The sequence below is a fragment of the Azospirillum sp. genome (assembly GCF_035627195.1).
GTDB lineage: Bacteria > Pseudomonadota > Alphaproteobacteria > Azospirillales > Azospirillaceae > Azospirillum.
The window spans coordinates 21,550-37,366 of record NZ_DASPMG010000040.1 but is presented as its reverse complement, the minus strand read 5'-3'; the positions used below and the strand labels follow the sequence as shown (position 1 = coordinate 37,366).

Here is a 15,817-nt window from a genome sequence, read left to right as displayed (position 1 = left end):
CAGACCGACCAGCAGCTCGGCAACCGGTTCGAGCCGATGGGCATCCCGCGCTGGGCGATGTCGAAGGACTACGCGCTGTTCATCGCCCGCTACGTGCAGCGCCTGGAGCTGAAGCAGGAGAGCAACTTCCGCTCCAAGGAGCTGGTCAGCCGCATCCACGGCATGTCGGAGGGCCTGACCGGCGAGACGTGCAAGCTGCTGGCGCTCGCCGCCGAGATGGCGGTGCACACCGGCCGGGAGACCATCGACATGGGGACGCTGGACCAAGTGCCCTGGGTGATGCCGAGCGAGCGCCGGAGGGCGGCGCGGTGACCTGCTTCGCGCGCTAGAAGGGACGGAGCATTCATTGTTCTTCCGTTGCCTTCTGCCGTTCAACTACTCTTTTTTGTGGCACTTCCCCTGCGCGGCATGCACTATCCGCGTGTGTCTATGTGAACTGTGATGCCAGCGATATCCTGTATGTATGTGTCTCGTAGGAGATCCTGATGACCACGACGCCGATCAAGGCCGGTCCGACGAAGCGGTTCTTCGTCTCGATGCTCACGAGAGACATCGAGTTGAAGGATGCTATTCTCGACCTAATCGATAACTCGATGGACGGCGTAATGCGTGTCCTCAAGGACAGCCCGCCAAAGGATCCAGAAAAGCCGTACGATGGATTTTGGGCGAGGATATCCTTTAGCAAGGATGGTTTTTCCATCCAAGATAACTGCGGGGGTATTCCTAGGCACATCGCAGTAAACAGTGCCTTTCGCTTAGGGCGCCCGGACGACGGGCGAGATGATGATCTTCAAACCATTGGTATGTATGGCATAGGAATGAAGCGTGCCATATTCAAGATGGGAACTAGCGCCAAGGTAACCTCCACTACGATTGAAGGTTCATATAGCGTCGAGATATCTCCTGAATGGATGGCCCAGGAGGATTTGTGGACTTTGGATCTTCAGGACGACGCTGGAGCGCTCGAGAGCTGCGGCACCAAAATTGAAGTGACTAGCTTGCATGAGTACATTGCGATCCAATTCGAGAGTGCTGATTCGAATTTTTTTAAGGATTTGCATGAGGACATATCGAGACTGTACACCTTAATCATTGGGAAGGGATTCTCTGTGGAGCTTAACGGAGCTCCTGTTAAGCCTAAGGATATTCGCTTGCTGGTGCCCCCGAACATGGACACTGCATCGATACACCCATATCTCTTTCGCGGCATCATACGCGACGTTGAGGTCGAAATTCTTGTCGGCTTCTACAGATCTCCTCCCGCTCTTGATAAACTTGTTGAGGACGAGGAGCAAGAGTTGGAGTTTCCTAAAACTGATAATGAGCAGGCTGGCTGGAATATCGTATGCAACGATCGTCTTGTGCTCCATGCCGACCGAACTGCTGTCACTGGATGGGGAATTCGAAATATCCCGAAATATCATACTCAGTTTAGCTCAATTGGCGGCACCGTCACGATGAGGAGCGCGCATTCCTTCAATCTCCCTCTCAAGACAACAAAACGAGGTATTAACACGTCATCTGAGGTTTATCTTGTCGTTCTAGATTATATGATCGAAGGGCTGCGAAAATTTATCGACTTTACCAATAAATGGAAGGGCCAGTCTGAGCTGAATGCGGATGTGTTTGCCAATGCTCAGCCCAAGATGCCATCGCTTTCTGCCCTTAGTGTGCCTGATGATAAATGGGTAAAGGTTCAAAAGGTAAGCCAATACGGCGAGGGTTTCAAGTATTCTCCTCCGCTAAAGCTACCCAAGGATCCCAACCCGCTTAAAAAGATTGTATTCTTGCGCAAGGAAGAGGATGTGAAGGCTGTTGCTGAATTTTTGTTTGATGATGCGGCCGTCAAGCCGAAAGAAGTTGGTGAGCGGTGCTTCGACATTCAGCTTGAGAAGGCGCGGAAGAAATGAGTGGCGGTGGTATTCCTTATCATTTGCGAGCAAACAAGCACGTCGACCGACAGCTGTTTTTCGAGTTCTTGGAGCGATATATATCAAAGTTGGACTTGGAGTCCTATGGATATGCTACTCTCGGAGGGCCGTTCCTCGTCGACTTGAAGGCCGCCCACGCAAGGCTCGGCATTACAGATCTCCTTTCTATCGAATATGATGATGCTGTGCTTTCTCGGCAAAAATTCAATAAGCCGATCTCCCTTATTAAATGTCTCAAAATGAGATCGGGCGACTTCATCACAGACTATTCCGATATAATTCTTGACTTCGAGGCTAAGAATTGGATCATTTGGCTTGACTACGCAGCGGCTGCGGAACGAGAGCAGCAGCTTTCCGAGGTGGCTGCGTTGATTGGGCGCCTCATGGCAGGAGATGTAGTTCGCATAACCGTAAACGCAGCGATTCATACTTTGGCTACTCGGGAGGCCTATGAGACCACAAGTGCCTTCCAGGAAGCAGCGTTTACTCGGTTGCAAAAGCAGCTTGGCAGGTTCTTTCCGGTTGGCGAAGCGCAGCCGTTTTCCAAGAGAGATATGACGCTCAAGGGCATTGCGCGGCTGCTCCTAAGCTCTATTCGTATTGCTGTGCTTGAAGGTTTGCAAGGGGCGGCGATGTCGCTGCGCGTGGAACCAATTAGCGCATTTCGATACAGCGATGGACGGCACCAGATGCTGACCGTTACTCTGGCGATTGTGGACAGGAAGAACCCGAAGCCGATGCCGGATACTGTTGAAAATTGGCCGTATTTCTCCGGGAACTGGGATGATGTTCGTGAAATCAGCATCCCTGACCTATCCGTTCAGGAACGGATGGCAATCGATCAGCTGCTTTTCAGTGGTTCCGTAAAAGAAATATCTTCTAAGCTTCCATTTAAGTTGGACTCTAAAGAAGCGGTATGCGAGCGATTGATCCAAGAGTATGTGGATCACTATCTTCGCTATCCGAGCTTTCTTCAAGTTTCGTATTAGGCTTTGGGTGTCGTCTTCTGCCTGCGGTAGCCTGGAGAGGCGGGGCTTCTACATGCTGGATGATGGCCCCGCCTCGCGGCTTGCGCAATTGAAAACGCAGTTCAGGCTGCGTCCGGCATTTCAATCTTCTGGGCGCCACTCTTACTCGCAATAAGCTTGAGTATTGCTCTAGAGACATAGGGAGAGACGCTGTTCCCAATCATCCTAAAGCTGTGCCACTTTGTTGGGTGAAAGACAAACCAATCAGGAAAGCCTTGAAGGCGAGCCGCTTCACGAACTGTAATTACACGGCCTTCATCAGGGTGAAGCGGGCGTACAGCATTGAATGATCCTCTATCTGGTCCAGTACCAGCGCGCAAAGTAGGGCATTGAGACGTCCACTCGAGCTTGTATGACTTACTCACTGAGTCGCGTTTTCCGCCAGTCACTGCTGCATAGCGCTTCGCGATTTCCGGTGAATGCACGGTAACCTGATTTCCAGATAGGCGTCCCTGCTTGAGTTGCTCAATTGCAACTTTCCACCCAAGATTATATTTGGGTAGCGCTCTAGCTGCCTTTGCATATCTGCTAACTCTCTCGCCGCCTTCTTGTGGATAGCAGGCCCACTCGAATTCATCTTTGAGAAGTTCTGCTGCTGCCGGCCCTGGTAGATCGGCGATCGCATCGTGGACAGTGGGCTTCCTCTTTGTTTTGAAAACCTCAAAGTCGGTTTCGTCAAAGGCGTCGCAGTATTCTTCTCTAAATCCTATGATCACTACTCTTGTGCGTGACGTTGCTGCGCCGTACTCCGAGGCGTCAATGGTAAGCGGCCCTACTATTTTGTATAGGCCGCCAACTACCTCCATTGCTAGATCAAGGGATTTGCGATTGTCCTCTTCCAGAATCCCTGGAACATTCTCCATAACAAAAAAAATAGGCTTCACGGCTGCCACGTTCCGGAAAAAGTGACCGACGAGAAGGTTGCGAGGATCTGAGGCTTCTCGCTTGCCGATCATGCTAAAACCTTGACAAGGAGGGCCGCCTATAATTCCTGTGATAGGCTTGCCCGCTACATCGGGATGTTTCGCTATATCGGCCTCGGCAAGGTCGGTGTTAACCAACTTGGCACGCGGAAAGTTCAGCGGGATTGAGCTTGAAAGCGTAGCGTTAACGTCCACTGCTAGCGCAGTTTCAAACCCTGCATAATGCGCTCCAAGTGAGAATCCGCCGCCGCCGCAGAACAGGTCTATCAGTAAATTGTTGTTAGACACGGACGTTCCTGAGAGACATTGAGCCGAATCTGGAATTTATAGCTTGACCTTGGCTCTGTGTCGACGAAAAAGGTGGAGGGCGGGGAGCGTGGGAGATCATCTAAGTCGGCATGATCGAAGCCGTCTGATGGCGAGCATTGGTCCCAAGGATACCCGTCCCGAGTTGATCGTGCGACGACTCGTTCACCGCCTGGGATATCGGTACAGGAAGCACGTGAAGGGGCTGCCCGGCACGCCAGATTTAGTCTTCAGCGCTCGGAAGAAGATAATCCTGATAAATGGCTGCTTCTGGCATGGGCATAGCTGCCGAAGAGGGATGGCGCGGCCAAAAACAAATATTATGTATTGGAACAGTAAAATAGACAGAAACATAGAAAGGGATTTGAGGCAAATGGAAGATCTGCGGGGGCGAGGGTGGAGTGTAATGGTTGTGTGGGAGTGCGAAACAAAGGACATTGACGCTCTTGAGGAGCGGGTGTTGTCGTTTCTCGGTAAGCGCCGATTAGACGCGAATTGCGAACGAAGGCGTCGCGAAGGCTGCGTTCTTGCCGAAAACAACTTGTCTAAAGCGCAGTAAATTTGGACTTTTCATCTCGTTTAAAATGCTGAAATGGGGATTCCTCTCGCGAAAAGGCAGCAGTAGCTCCTGCGAACTGCCCTCAGACCGAGACCATCCGGCTGTCGCCCCTGCCATTTGAGCCCGAAACCGACAGTGGTGTAGGAGCTGTGGGGAACCGGCCCCGCGGGCCGGCACCTTGGACGCATCGGCCCGGCGGGCGGCGTGCACGTGATAGGTGGACAGGGCGATCGGCAGCACCTTGCAGATCGGCTCGACCCCGTGGACGGCGCGATGCGCGTCGATGAAGGCGATCATTTCCTGAACGGGCGGTCGAGCTCCGCCTGAGCGTAATACGCCGACGCTTGGCGCAGGACCTCGTTCGCGAGCCGCCCACTGCGAAGCGTGCTCGCCTTCAGTGCTCGAACACCATCCGAACCGCGCGTTTGCGGACTTCAGGGGCGTACTGGGGCGATGCCTTCTTCGTCATGATGACTCCCTGCTCTGAAGAAACGGGGCCTTCGGGAAACCCGGAGCGGTTCAGACAGGGATGTTGACGGCGGAGACGATCGCACGGATGCGACGGCTTCACGTCCGTTCGCACAAGACATCCGAGAACCCACGATTCGGCGTCAGACGAAGCGGCGCAACAGAAGAGTCCCGCCCCGATGCGGCAGCAGCGGGTGCCAGGGGATCGCGGCATGGCTGAACGGCTCGAATCCCTGCTCATGGTACACATGGCGGGCAGCCGTATTGTCCGCCCACACGTGCGCCGTCACCCGGTTGAAGCCGGTGTCGCGCGCGTGCCGGCAGGCATGCCCCAGCAGCCGCCGGCCGATACCCCGGCCCTGCTGAACCGGATCCACCGCCAGCGACGAGATGTAGAGACTGCCTGGATCCCAGGCCTGTCGCAGGGGGCGCAGGTGTTCCAGCCGGTCGGCCGGAACACCGCTTGGATCGTCCAGGGGCAGGGACGTGGCCGGCGTGGCGCTTGCGATGCCGGCGATCCTTCCACCAGCCTCGGCGACGACGAACGCCGCATGGGAGTAGGGGCCGCTGGCGTCGGCGACCATCGCCGCCAGCCGTCGCCGCAGAGCGTCTCCGCTGCCCAGGCAGGTCCAGAACTCCAGAACTCCGTCACCGGCCAGAAGGATGAGCGGCGCAAGGCACGGCCCGTCCTCGGGCGTCGCCTTGCGCAGAACGATGGGAATGTCCATGACCTGTGGGATCCGGAAATCCGGGCGATGACGGTGCGCCGCGAAGCATAGCAACCTTGCCCGGCCGCGTCAGCCGCGTGGAACCGGCGTCCGTTGACGGGCGGGCAAGCGGGAATACTATCCAGCCTGCCTGACACCGTTCTTTCGCACACAATTCTCCCGCACGTGGAGCCGGACGTTCATACGAAGGCCGACAAGGCGTCCGTGACCAAGAGCATCCGCCGCGCCGTGGAGCACCACCGGGCCGGACGGTGCGACGAGGCGGCCAGGGTGTACCGCCGCGTGCTGAGCCTGGATCCCGCCTACCCGGATGCCCTCAACCTGTTGGGGGCCACGGCGTACCAGGCCAGGGACCACGCCCGTGCGGCGGCGCTGATGCGGCGCGCCCTGGAAGCGGTGAAGCCGATGCGCGGCGCGGCAATTACCCAGGACGCGCTTCCGCCGCTGGACATCCTGCCGGCCTGACCGGCGGCGCGTCACAATCCGTCACAAATGTATCGTTGTACCCGAACCTCATAGCACGCTAACGTTGCAGCACATCAGTGTATGTGTCCGGAGCAATAAGAACCGTCCGCTCGCCCTATCCCAATCCCAAGAATCCGCCTTTTGCTCGGACAGGCATGGTCATGCGCTGTACGGGGCGGACCGCTTTGTGAAAACGATCGGGCGAAATCAAAACGTAATCTCCGCCGTATTCTGGGGTCGTGGCGTACGCGCGACGGCGCGCGCGCCTGTGTCGTGGCGTCTTTTCGAGTCATCGGGCGAATACAATGACGGCATCTTCGATTTCCGACCGTGCACTGTTCCGGGCCAAGTCCCTGGTCTTCATTGACGCCGGGGTCGAAGACCGGCAGACCCTGATGGCCGGCGTGCCCGAAGCGGCCGAGGTGGTGGTCCTGGAGGCCGGCCGCGACGGTGTCGCGCAGATGGCGCAGGTCCTGGCTGGGCGTGCGGACCTCGCGTCGCTGCACATCGTCAGCCACGGCGCGCCGGGACGGCTGGCGCTGGGAACGGCGACGCTCGACGCCGCGTCCATCGGCCGCTACCGCGCGGCACTCGCCGTGATCGGCAGCGCCCTGGCGGCGGATGGCGACATCCTGCTGTACGGCTGCGACGTGGCGAGTGGTGACGAGGGCGTGACGTTCGTCGAGGACTTCGCCGCCGCGACCGGCGCCGCCGTGGCCGCCAGCGCCACGCGCACGGGTGCTGCGGCGCTGGGCGGCGACTGGGACCTGCCCGTGCGGGTCGGCCCGGTGACGACGGGCATCGTCTTCTCGCAGGCCGCCCGCGATGCCTTCGCCGGCGTGCTGATCGCGAACCCCTTCGTGATCTTCGCCCCGGACACCGTGGCGCAGGTCGAGGGCCATGCGGGAAGCAAGGCCTTCGTCTTTACGGCGAACCGGATCGAGCCCTTCGGCGTGACGACCGTCGCGTACACGATCACGGGCAACGGGCCGAGCGTGGACGCGAGCGATTTCGCGCCCGGGCAGTCGATGTCCGGCACGATCGTCTTTCCCGACGCCGTTACCCAGGCCTCCCTGACCGTCTATGTCAACGGCGACGCCACGATGGAGGAGGACGAATCCTTCTCGGTCGTGCTGGCGAAGGACCCCTCGGATGCGTCCTATGCCGAGGTCGGGTGGCCTTCCTATGACGCCACGACGGCGACCTTCCAATACAGCGGATTGACGGCGGCCGGCCTCATCCAGAACGACGATTTCGCGCCGGCGTTGTCGATCTTCGCCGTCGACGCCGACAAGGCGGAAGGCAACGCCGGCACCACGGCGCTGGTCTTCGCCGTGATGCGCGGCGGCGAGACCTCCGGCGCCGTGTCGGTGCAGTACGACGTCGGCGGCTCCGACGTGAACGGCGCCGACTTCGTCGGCGGTTCGCTTCCCACCGGCACCATCACCTTCGCCGACGGCGCCACGTCGGCGCTGCTGACCATCAACGTCGCCGGCGACACCACGGTTGAGGGCGACGAGACCTTCTCGGTCGTGCTTTCCAACCCCAGCACCGGCGCCACGATCAGCACCGCCACGGCCACCGGCACCGTCCGCAATGACGATACCGGGCTGTCGATCGCCGCCACCGACGCCGACAAGGCCGAAGCCCACGCCGCCACCAGCGCCTTCACCTACACGGTGACCCGCACCGGCGACGTCTCCGGCCAGAGCACGGTGCAGTACGGCGTGACCAGCACCGGCGTCGGCGCCGACGATTTCGTCGGCAACGCCCTGCCGGCCGGCACGATCACCTTCGCGGCCGGGGCGACGACGGCCCTGTTGACCATCGCCGTGGCCGGCGACACCGCGGTGGAGAGCGACGAGGCGTTCTCGGTCGTGCTGTCCAACGCCAGCACCGGCACCTCCATCACAACCGCCACGGCCGCCGGCACCATCCGCAACGACGACGCGGCGCTGTCGATCACCGCCACCGACGCCGACAAGGCCGAGGGCAACACCGGATCGACCGCCTACACCTTCACCGTGACGCGGGCCGGCAGCACGTCCGGCACGATGTCGGTGCAGTACGCCGTCACCGGCGCCGGCATCGCCAACGCCGATTTCGCCGGCGGGTCGCTGCCGGCCGGCACGATCACCTTTGCCGCCGGTGCCACATCGGCGCTGCTGACCATTGCCGTGGCGGGCGACACTACGCCGGAAAGCGACGAGGCGTTCTCGGTCGTGCTGTCCAACCCCGGCACCGGCGCCACAATCAGCACGGCGACGGCGTCCGGTACCATCCGCAACGACGACAACACGCTGTCGATCGTCGCCACCGGCGCCGACAAGGCCGAGGGGCACGGCGGTTCGACCGCCTACACCTTCGCCGTGGCCCGTGCCGGCGACACCACCGGCACGGCGACGGCGCAGTACGCCGTGACCGGCGGCGCGGTGAGCGCCGACGACTTCACCGGCAACGCCCTGCCGTCCGGCACGGTCACCTTCGCCGCGGGCGAGACGATGGCCCTGCTGACCGTCAACGTGGCCGGCGACACCGCGGTGGAGAGCGACGAGGCGTTCTCGGTCGTGCTGTCCAACGCCAGCACCGGCGTCGCGATCGCCACGGGGACAGCCTCCGGCACCATCCGCAACGACGACGCGGCGCTGTCGATCACCGCCACTGATGCCGACAAGGCGGAGGGCGCGGCCGGCACCACCGCCTTCACCTACACCGTGACGCGGGCCGGCGACATCTCCGGCCAGACCACGGTGCAGTACGACGTGGCCGGCGGCGACGTGGCCGGCACCGACTTCGTCGGCGGGTCGCTGCCGACCGGCACGATCACCTTTGCCGCCGGGGCCACGTCGGCGCTGCTGACCATTGCCGTGGCGGGCGACACCGCGGTGGAGAACGCCGAGGCGTTCTCGGTCGTGCTGTCCAACCCCAGTGCCGGCGCCACGCTGGCCACCGCCACGGCGTCCGGCACCATCCGCGCCGACGACGCCGGGCTGTCGATCGCCGCCACCGACGCCGACAAGGCCGAGGGCAACGCCGGGACCAGCGCCTTCACCTTCACCGTGACCCGAAGCGGCAGCACGTCCGGCGAGACCACGGTGGTATACGCCGTCACCGGCGTCCCGGTGGATGGTGCGGACTTCGTAGGCGGTTCGCTTCCCGGCGGCACCATCACCTTTGCGGCGGGCGAGACCTCGGCGCTGCTGACCATCGCCGTGGCCGGCGACACCGTCGTGGAGAGTGCAGAGGCGTTCTCGGTCGTGCTGTCCAACCCCAGCACCGGCGCCACGATCCTCACCGGCACGGCCGCGGGCACCATCCAGAGCGACGATTCGCCGCCACCACCGCCGCCGTCCGACCCGACGCCCCCAACGACGACGCAGACGGTGGACGGCGTCACCGTGCAGCAGACCACGCAGACCGCCAGCGACGGCACGCGCACGGACACGCTGGTGGTGCCCGTCGTCACGGCGGGCCGCACGGAGCAGAACGCCGCCACGCCCAACGCCGACATCCCGCTGGCCCGGGACAGCGGCGGGCAGGACCTGCTGACCGCGCACGTGCCGGTCGGTGTCGGCCTGACGGTGGAGAGCACGACCACCACCGCCAGCGGCGTGCAGGGCCTGATCCGCGCCATCCAGAACCGCACCCAGAACCAGCCCGGCGACCAGTCGGCGATGACCGGCGTCGGCCAGAGCTTCCTCGACGTGCTGCCGCCCACCACCAACCTGACAGTGCGCACCATCGTGCCGGTGGTGGCCAATCCCGCGGCCCCACCCAGCCAGCCCATCGTCATCACCGGCACCGCCCCGGCCACAGGGAGCACGCAGCAGCAGGCGGTGGTCATCGACGCCTCCAGCCTGCCCAGCGGCACGGTGATCCAGCTGCAGAACGTCGACTTCGCCGCCGTGGTCGGCGCGGTGCGCGTGACCGGCGGCGAGGGCTCGCAGGTGGTCGCCGGCGACAGTGCGGATCAGTGGATGGTGCTGGGCGCCGACGACGACACGCTGCGTGGTGGCGGCGGCAACGACTTCGTCGGTTCGGAAGGCGGCGACGACGTGCTGTACGGCGACACCGGCTTGGACACGGTGACCGGCGGCATCGGCAACGACGCGCTGTACGGCAACCAGCAGGACGACATGGTCTACGGCAACCAGGGCCTGGACACGCTGTTCGGCGGCCAGGATGCCGACACGATGTTCGGCGGCCAGGACGGCGACGTTCTCTACGGCAACCGCGCGGCCGACGTGCTGTACGGGCAGTTGGGCAGCGACACGCTGTTCGGGGGGCAGGACAGCGACGTTCTGTTCGGTGGCCAGGGCGACGACCTGCTGGCCGGCAACCTTGGCTCCGACACGCTGACCGGCGGCCAGGGCGCCGACGTGTTCCGCATCGGCGCGCCGCAGGAAGGCGGCGACGTGATCGCCGACTTTGAGGCCGGGGTGGACAGGATCGCCGTGGCCGGCCCGAACTTCGGCAACATCCCGGCGGGGGCGCTGTCGGCCAGCCACTTCGCGCTCGACAACCCCACATCGGCCGGGGCGACGTTCGTGTTCAACACGCGCACCGGCGTGCTGTCCTTCGACGCCGACGGCGCGGGTGCCGGCGTGGCCGTGACCGTCGCCACGCTCAACGTCCGGACGCTCAGCCACACCGACATCCTGGTGGTGCCGAACTGATCAGGCGCGGGCGTCAGCTCACGCCCTCACGCCACGGCCGGCGCCGCCGCACCGACGCCGCGTTCAGGCAAGCTGGCGGTGCGCCATCGCGTGGAAGGCGCCACCGGCGGCCATGCATGCCCATCGGCATCGCCCCAATATCGCCGACCCGCCGCCCGCCGGCCAACCGTAAGGCCGGTCTCATCCACGCGTTCGCTGCTACGGATACCAGATCAGGACAGGTCGCCGCCGGTCGCCTTGGCCCACAGCGGCGTGTCCGTCCGCGCGGCGACCGCCGCCCCGGCGGCGATCATGGCGTCGATCTGCGCAGCGCCGTAGCCAAGGCCGGCCAGCACCTCGCGGGTCTGCTCGCCCAGGCGCGGCGGCGGGCCGAAGGGTTCCGTGTCGCGGCAGGCCGGCACCGGGAAGTCCGGTGCCTGGAAGCCGTAGTCGGCGAACGGCACGTCGGAGAACTTGCGCGGCTCGCGCGCCTGCGGCGCCTCCAGCACGCGGTCGGCCGACAGCACCTCGGTGTGGCCCACGCCCGCGGCGGACAGCGCCTCGGACAGCGCGCCGTAATCCCAGCGCCGCACGGCGTCGCGCACCAGCGCCTCCACCCGGTCGCGGCTGCGGCGGCGGTCGCGCAGGGTGGCGAGGTCGGCGTCGGCCTCCACCTCCACCGCGCGGCAGAAGCGGCGCCAGTGCTCGTCCGACAGCATGACGATGTAGACCCAGCGCCCCTCCCGCGTCTCGTAGGCGCCATAGCCGGGAATGGCGAATTCCGGCGAGGGCTCGGTCTCCGGCCGGCCCAGCAGGTGCGACTTCAGCTGCACCCCCACCAGATCGCGCGCGGCGATGTGCAGGCCGGTCTCGTACAGGCCGAACGCGATGTTGCGCCGCCCTACCCCGCCGCCCTCCTCCAGCAGGGCCGCCAGCACGGCGATCACCGCATAACAGCCGGCGAACTGGTCGAGGTAGGACGGCCCCAGGCGCGAGGGCCGGCCGTTCACGCGGTTGGAGAACATCACCCCGGTGGCCGCCTCGGCGATGGGGTTCGACGCGATCTCCTCCTGCATCGGCCCCGCGCCATAGCCGCGGATGTGGCAGAAGACGATCTTCGGGTTCAGCGCCGCGCAGGCCTCGTAGGTGACGCCCAGCTTGCGCGCGGCGCCGGGCGACAGGTTGTGCAGCACCACGTCGGCCCCGGCGACCAGCCGGCGGAACGCCGCCTGCCCGTCTTCCGCCTGCAGGTTCAGGCATAGGCTCTTCTTGCCCCGGTTGTAGGCGATGAAGGTGCCGCTGGGGCCGCCGCGCACCAGATGGCGCGTCGTCTCGCCCTCCGGCGGCTCGATCTTGATCACCTCCGCCCCCAGCTCGTCCAGGATGTGGGTGGCGAACGGTGCCGCGATCATCGACCCCAGCTCGATCACCCGCCGCCCGGCGAGCACGCCCTTCTGAAACATCTCCCGTTCCTCTTCGTATTTTCTCAATGGGCCGGCGCGAAGCGCGCCTCGGCGCGCATCGCCAGCCCGCCGTCCGGGCCGCGCGCCCACAGGTCCAGCGCATCCGGCGCCTCGCCCGCCTTTGCCTCGATGCGGAAGGGGGCCGAAACGAACAGCGGCGCCACGCCCCGGAAGGAGAAGCGGTGCAGCCGCGCCTCCGGCCGGCAGCGCGCGGCCAGCCCCTGCAGCAGCGTGGCGGTCAGCGGCCCGTGCACCACCAGATCCGGGTAATGCTCCTCGTCGCGGGCATAGGGCCGGTCGTAGTGGATGCGGTGCCCGTTGGACGTCAGCGCCGAATAGCGGAACAGCAGCACCGGGTCGGGCACCACCTCCTCCGACCATTCAGCACCCTCCGGCGCCGGGGTGGACGGCGGCGGCGGGGTGCCGGGGACGGCGGCCTCGCGGTAGACGATGTCCTGCTCCTCCTCCACGCACAGGGTGCCGGCGGCGTGGATCTCGTGGCGGACGGTGACGAAGACGAGCCGGCCGCCCTTGCCGGACTTGGCGCTCACGTCCGTGATCTCGCTGCGCTTCTCCGCCTCCGCCCCGAGCGGCGGCGGGGCGTGGTAGGTCAGCCGCCCGCCGGCCCACATGCGGCGCGGCAGCCCCACGTCCGGCAGGAAGCCGCCCCGGCGCGGGTGGCCGTCGGCGCCGATCTCGCCCCGGCGGACGAAGGGGTTGAAGTACAGCCAGTGCCAGCCGGGCGGCAGCGCCCGGCCGTCGCCGGGGATGGCGTCGAGGTCCAGCGTGGCGGCCAGCGCCGCCGCGCGTTCGGGATCGATCCGGCCCGAACGCCGCTCGGTGCGGCCGATGGCGGCGCCGGGGTCGTCGGCTGCCGGTGGGGAGGCGGTGGTCATGGAACCCAATCCTCTACAAATCAATGGATGACCGCGTCGTCGATAAGGCGCCGCTGTTCGGCGGTGCTGAGGCCCAGAAGCTCGCCGAAGACGTAGGCCTCGTGCTCGCCCAGGCCCGGCGTGCCGCGCTCGATGGACGGGTTGGCGGAGCGGCTGAAGCGGGCCGGCGCGCCGACGGCGGCGCGGGTCCCGCCATCGCATTCGGCGACCTCGACCACGGCGCCGCGCCGGCGCAGGTGCGGATCCCCGACGATGTCGCGCGCCGTCCAGGAAACGTGCGCCGACACCCCGGCCGCCTGCAGGGCCTCCACCGCCGCCTCCGCCCCTTGCGTGGCGCACCAGCCGGCCAGCAGGCCGTCGAGCGCCTCGCGGGCGGCGTGCCGCGACGGCTGGCTGGCGTAGCGCGGGTCGGCGGCGAGGTCCGGCCGGCCCATCACCCTGGCCAGCGCCCGCCACTCCGCGTCGCCGCCGACCGACAGGCTGATCCAGCGGTCCTCCTCGCGGCTTCGGTACAGGCCGTGCGGGGCGCGCCAGTGGTCCTCGTTGCCCATGCGGCCGACGGCGATCCCGGCGGCGGCGGCCAGCAGCGCCTCCCCCACCAGGGAGGAGGCGACCTCGCGCGCGGCGACGTCCACGTGCGCCCCCTGCCCCGTGCGCCGCCGCCGGTGCAGCGCCGCCAGCGTCGCCAGCGCGGCGTTGAGGCCGACCGAATGGTCCATCACGTGGCGCATCTCCACCGGCGGCCCGTCGCGGTAGCCGGTCAGGGTGCCGACGCCGCCCCACGCGCCGAACAGCGGCGCGTAGCCGGCGAAGTGGGAATCCGGGCCGGTCTGCCCGCAGGACGAGATGGACACCATGACGATGTCCGCCTTGACCGCGCGCAGCGCCTCGTACCCCAGGCCGAGGCGCGCCATGACCCCGGCGCGGAAGCTCTCCGCCGCCACGTCCGACACGCCCACCAGCCGCTTGGCCAGCGCGATCCCCTCCGGATGCTTCAGGTTGAGGCGGACCGACAGCTTGTTCGACGCCACCTGGTCGAAGGTCGCCGGGCCCAGGCGGCCGTAGACGGTGTGCGGCTTGCGGAAGATGTCCGGGCGGAGCGCGCTCTCCACCTTGATGCACTCGGCGCCGAGCTGCGAGAGCATGTGGGTGCAGAACGGCCCGGCCGCGTGGACGGTGAAGTCGGCGATGCGCAGACCGGCGAGCGGCTTCATGCGGTGGCCCTCCAGGGGATGGTGCCGGCGCCCTCCTCCAGCAGCGCCTGATCGGCGCCCGGTGCCGGCGGCGGCCCGGTGAGCGGCAGGGGGTCGGGGCCGAAGCGGAAGGGTGCGGTCTGCAGCGGCAGCGGCGGCAGGCCGGGAAGATGCAAGTCCGCGAAGGTGCCGCGGGCGCGCTCATGGGCGCCGGACACCACCTGTTCGGGGGAATTGTAGCGCGCCATCGGCACGCCCAGCGCCTGCGCCCGCCGCACCAGCTCCTCCACCGGGTGGTGGCGCGCCCAGTCGCGGATGCGGGCGTTGATCTCGGCTCCGCGCCGCGAGCGTTCGGCGGCGTCCGACAGCGCCGGGTCGGTCGCCCAGTCCGGGGCGCCCAGCAGCGTGACGAGGCCCTTCCACTGGTGCTCCTCCAGCGTCAGCAGCTCGACATGCCCGTCGGCGCACGCGACCACGCCGCCGTAGCGGAAGGAGCGGGTGGAGCGGTGCTCGACCGAGCCGTCGCCGTAGCGCTGGATGGCGAAGGCGCCGACCGCAAGGTTGGCATCCTGCACCGACACGTCCACGAACTGCCCCATCCCGGACCACAGCGCGGCAAGGGCGGAAAGGGCGCCGGCCACGCCGCCCTGGCGTTCGGCGAAGTGGCCGGCGATTTTCAGTGGGGGACGCTCGGGAAAAAGATCGGCGGAGAGGCCGTTGGGCAGCAGTGCCCCCTCCCCCGCCGCATGGAGCACGTTGATCTCCGTGCCCTTCCAGGTGGCCTTCGGCCCCTCCGCGCCGAACGGCAGGATGGAGAGATGGACAAGGTGGGGGTGGCGCCCGGCGATGCCCTCGCGGTCCAGCCCCAGGGCCGGACGGTCGGCCAGCGGCGTGTCGTCCACCAGGATGTCCGCGCCGGTGAGCAGGCGGTCGAACGCCGCCCGCCCTTCCGCACCGGACAGGTCGAGGATCACGCTTTTCTTGCCGGCCGCGAGGCTGGCGAACAGGGCGCCGGTGCCTGATTCCGCATCCAGCATCGGCGCCTCCCGCCGCAGCGGGCACAGCCCCGGCGGCTCGACCAGCACGACCTCGGCCCCCATGGCCGCCAGAAGCCGCCCGGCGTAGGCGGCCGCCACGGCGGACGCGGTCTCGACCACGCGCACGCCGCTGAGAGGAAGAAGTGGATCCATCGCCGGACGCGC

Annotated in this window: 11 protein-coding genes, 2 pseudogenes and 1 other annotated feature; of the genes and pseudogenes, 6 read left to right on the top strand and 7 right to left on the bottom strand. The window is 65.5% G+C overall.

The annotated features are described in order from the left end of the window. The 3 genes and pseudogenes from VED21_RS03315 to VED21_RS03305 form a co-directional block, all read left to right on the top strand. Positions 1–312 (top strand): annotated as a pseudogene (locus VED21_RS03315) (AAA family ATPase); the annotation flags it as partial. Between the two features lie 173 nt (positions 313–485). Next, complete coding sequence (locus tag VED21_RS03310) at positions 486–1,910, top strand: ATP-binding protein (RefSeq protein WP_324880885.1); 1,425 nt, start codon at positions 486–488, stop codon at positions 1,908–1,910. Further along, positions 1,907–2,920: an O-methyltransferase gene (locus VED21_RS03305; protein ID WP_324880884.1), complete on the top strand. Its 1,014-nt coding sequence runs from the start codon at positions 1,907–1,909 to the stop codon at positions 2,918–2,920. Before VED21_RS03310 ends, VED21_RS03305 begins: the two co-directional genes overlap by 4 nt. Before the next feature lie 101 nt (positions 2,921–3,021). On the opposite strand, the gene VED21_RS03300 is transcribed toward VED21_RS03305, so the two are convergent. Beyond that, positions 3,022–4,170: a DNA cytosine methyltransferase gene (locus VED21_RS03300; protein ID WP_324880883.1), complete on the bottom strand. Its 1,149-nt coding sequence runs from the start codon at positions 4,168–4,170 to the stop codon at positions 3,022–3,024. Positions 4,171–4,258: 88 nt separating this feature from the next. Here VED21_RS03300 and VED21_RS03295 point away from each other — a divergent pair, with 88 nt between their 5' ends. Next, positions 4,259–4,747 (top strand): very short patch repair endonuclease, encoded by a 489-nt coding sequence (locus tag VED21_RS03295; protein WP_324880882.1) that lies wholly within the window; start codon positions 4,259–4,261, stop codon positions 4,745–4,747. 165 nt (positions 4,748–4,912) lie between these two features. Here the strand turns inward: VED21_RS03295 and VED21_RS03290 are convergent. Both VED21_RS03290 and VED21_RS03285 read right to left on the bottom strand, forming a co-directional pair. Next, a pseudogene (locus tag VED21_RS03290) lies at positions 4,913–5,216 on the bottom strand (IS3 family transposase); the annotation flags it as partial. Then, positions 4,970–5,086: a sequence feature (AL1L pseudoknot), on the bottom strand. (Overlaps the previous pseudogene by 117 nt.) A gap of 142 nt (positions 5,217–5,358) precedes the next feature. Further along, positions 5,359–5,943 carry a GNAT family N-acetyltransferase gene (locus VED21_RS03285; protein ID WP_324880881.1) on the bottom strand — a complete coding sequence of 195 codons (585 nt, stop codon included), beginning with the start codon at positions 5,941–5,943 and terminating at the stop codon, positions 5,359–5,361. Positions 5,944–6,147: 204 nt separating this feature from the next. On the opposite strand from VED21_RS03285, the gene VED21_RS03280 reads away from it, so the two are divergent. Together VED21_RS03280 and VED21_RS03275 are read left to right on the top strand one after the other, a co-directional pair. After that, positions 6,148–6,408 carry a tetratricopeptide repeat protein gene (locus VED21_RS03280; RefSeq protein ID WP_324880880.1) on the top strand — a complete coding sequence of 87 codons (261 nt, stop codon included), beginning with the start codon at positions 6,148–6,150 and terminating at the stop codon, positions 6,406–6,408. Positions 6,409–6,713: 305 nt separating this feature from the next. Beyond that, positions 6,714–11,084: a DUF4347 domain-containing protein gene (locus VED21_RS03275; protein ID WP_324880879.1), complete on the top strand. Its 4,371-nt coding sequence runs from the start codon at positions 6,714–6,716 to the stop codon at positions 11,082–11,084. A gap of 212 nt (positions 11,085–11,296) precedes the next feature. Here VED21_RS03275 and VED21_RS03270 read toward each other — a convergent pair whose 3' ends face one another. Genes VED21_RS03270 through VED21_RS03255 form a run of 4 tightly spaced genes read right to left on the bottom strand, consistent with a single transcriptional unit; the run spans position 11,297 to position 15,805 of the window. After that, positions 11,297–12,526 (bottom strand): CoA transferase, encoded by a 1,230-nt coding sequence (locus VED21_RS03270; protein ID WP_324880878.1) that lies wholly within the window; start codon positions 12,524–12,526, stop codon positions 11,297–11,299. A 23-nt stretch (positions 12,527–12,549) separates the two neighbouring features. After that, on the bottom strand, positions 12,550–13,422 hold the full coding sequence (locus tag VED21_RS03265; protein WP_324880877.1) for an FAS1-like dehydratase domain-containing protein: 873 nt from the start codon (positions 13,420–13,422) through the stop codon (positions 12,550–12,552). Positions 13,423–13,442: 20 nt separating this feature from the next. After that, positions 13,443–14,636, bottom strand: a complete 1,194-nt coding sequence (locus tag VED21_RS03260) for a CoA transferase (protein WP_324880876.1) — start codon at positions 14,634–14,636, stop codon at positions 13,443–13,445. After that, the gene (locus VED21_RS03255) at positions 14,633–15,805 is read right to left on the bottom strand and encodes a CoA transferase (protein WP_324880875.1); all 1,173 of its coding nucleotides are present in this window, start codon (positions 15,803–15,805) and stop codon (positions 14,633–14,635) included. Before VED21_RS03255 ends, VED21_RS03260 begins: the two co-directional genes overlap by 4 nt. Positions 15,806–15,817: the final 12 nt, after the last annotated feature.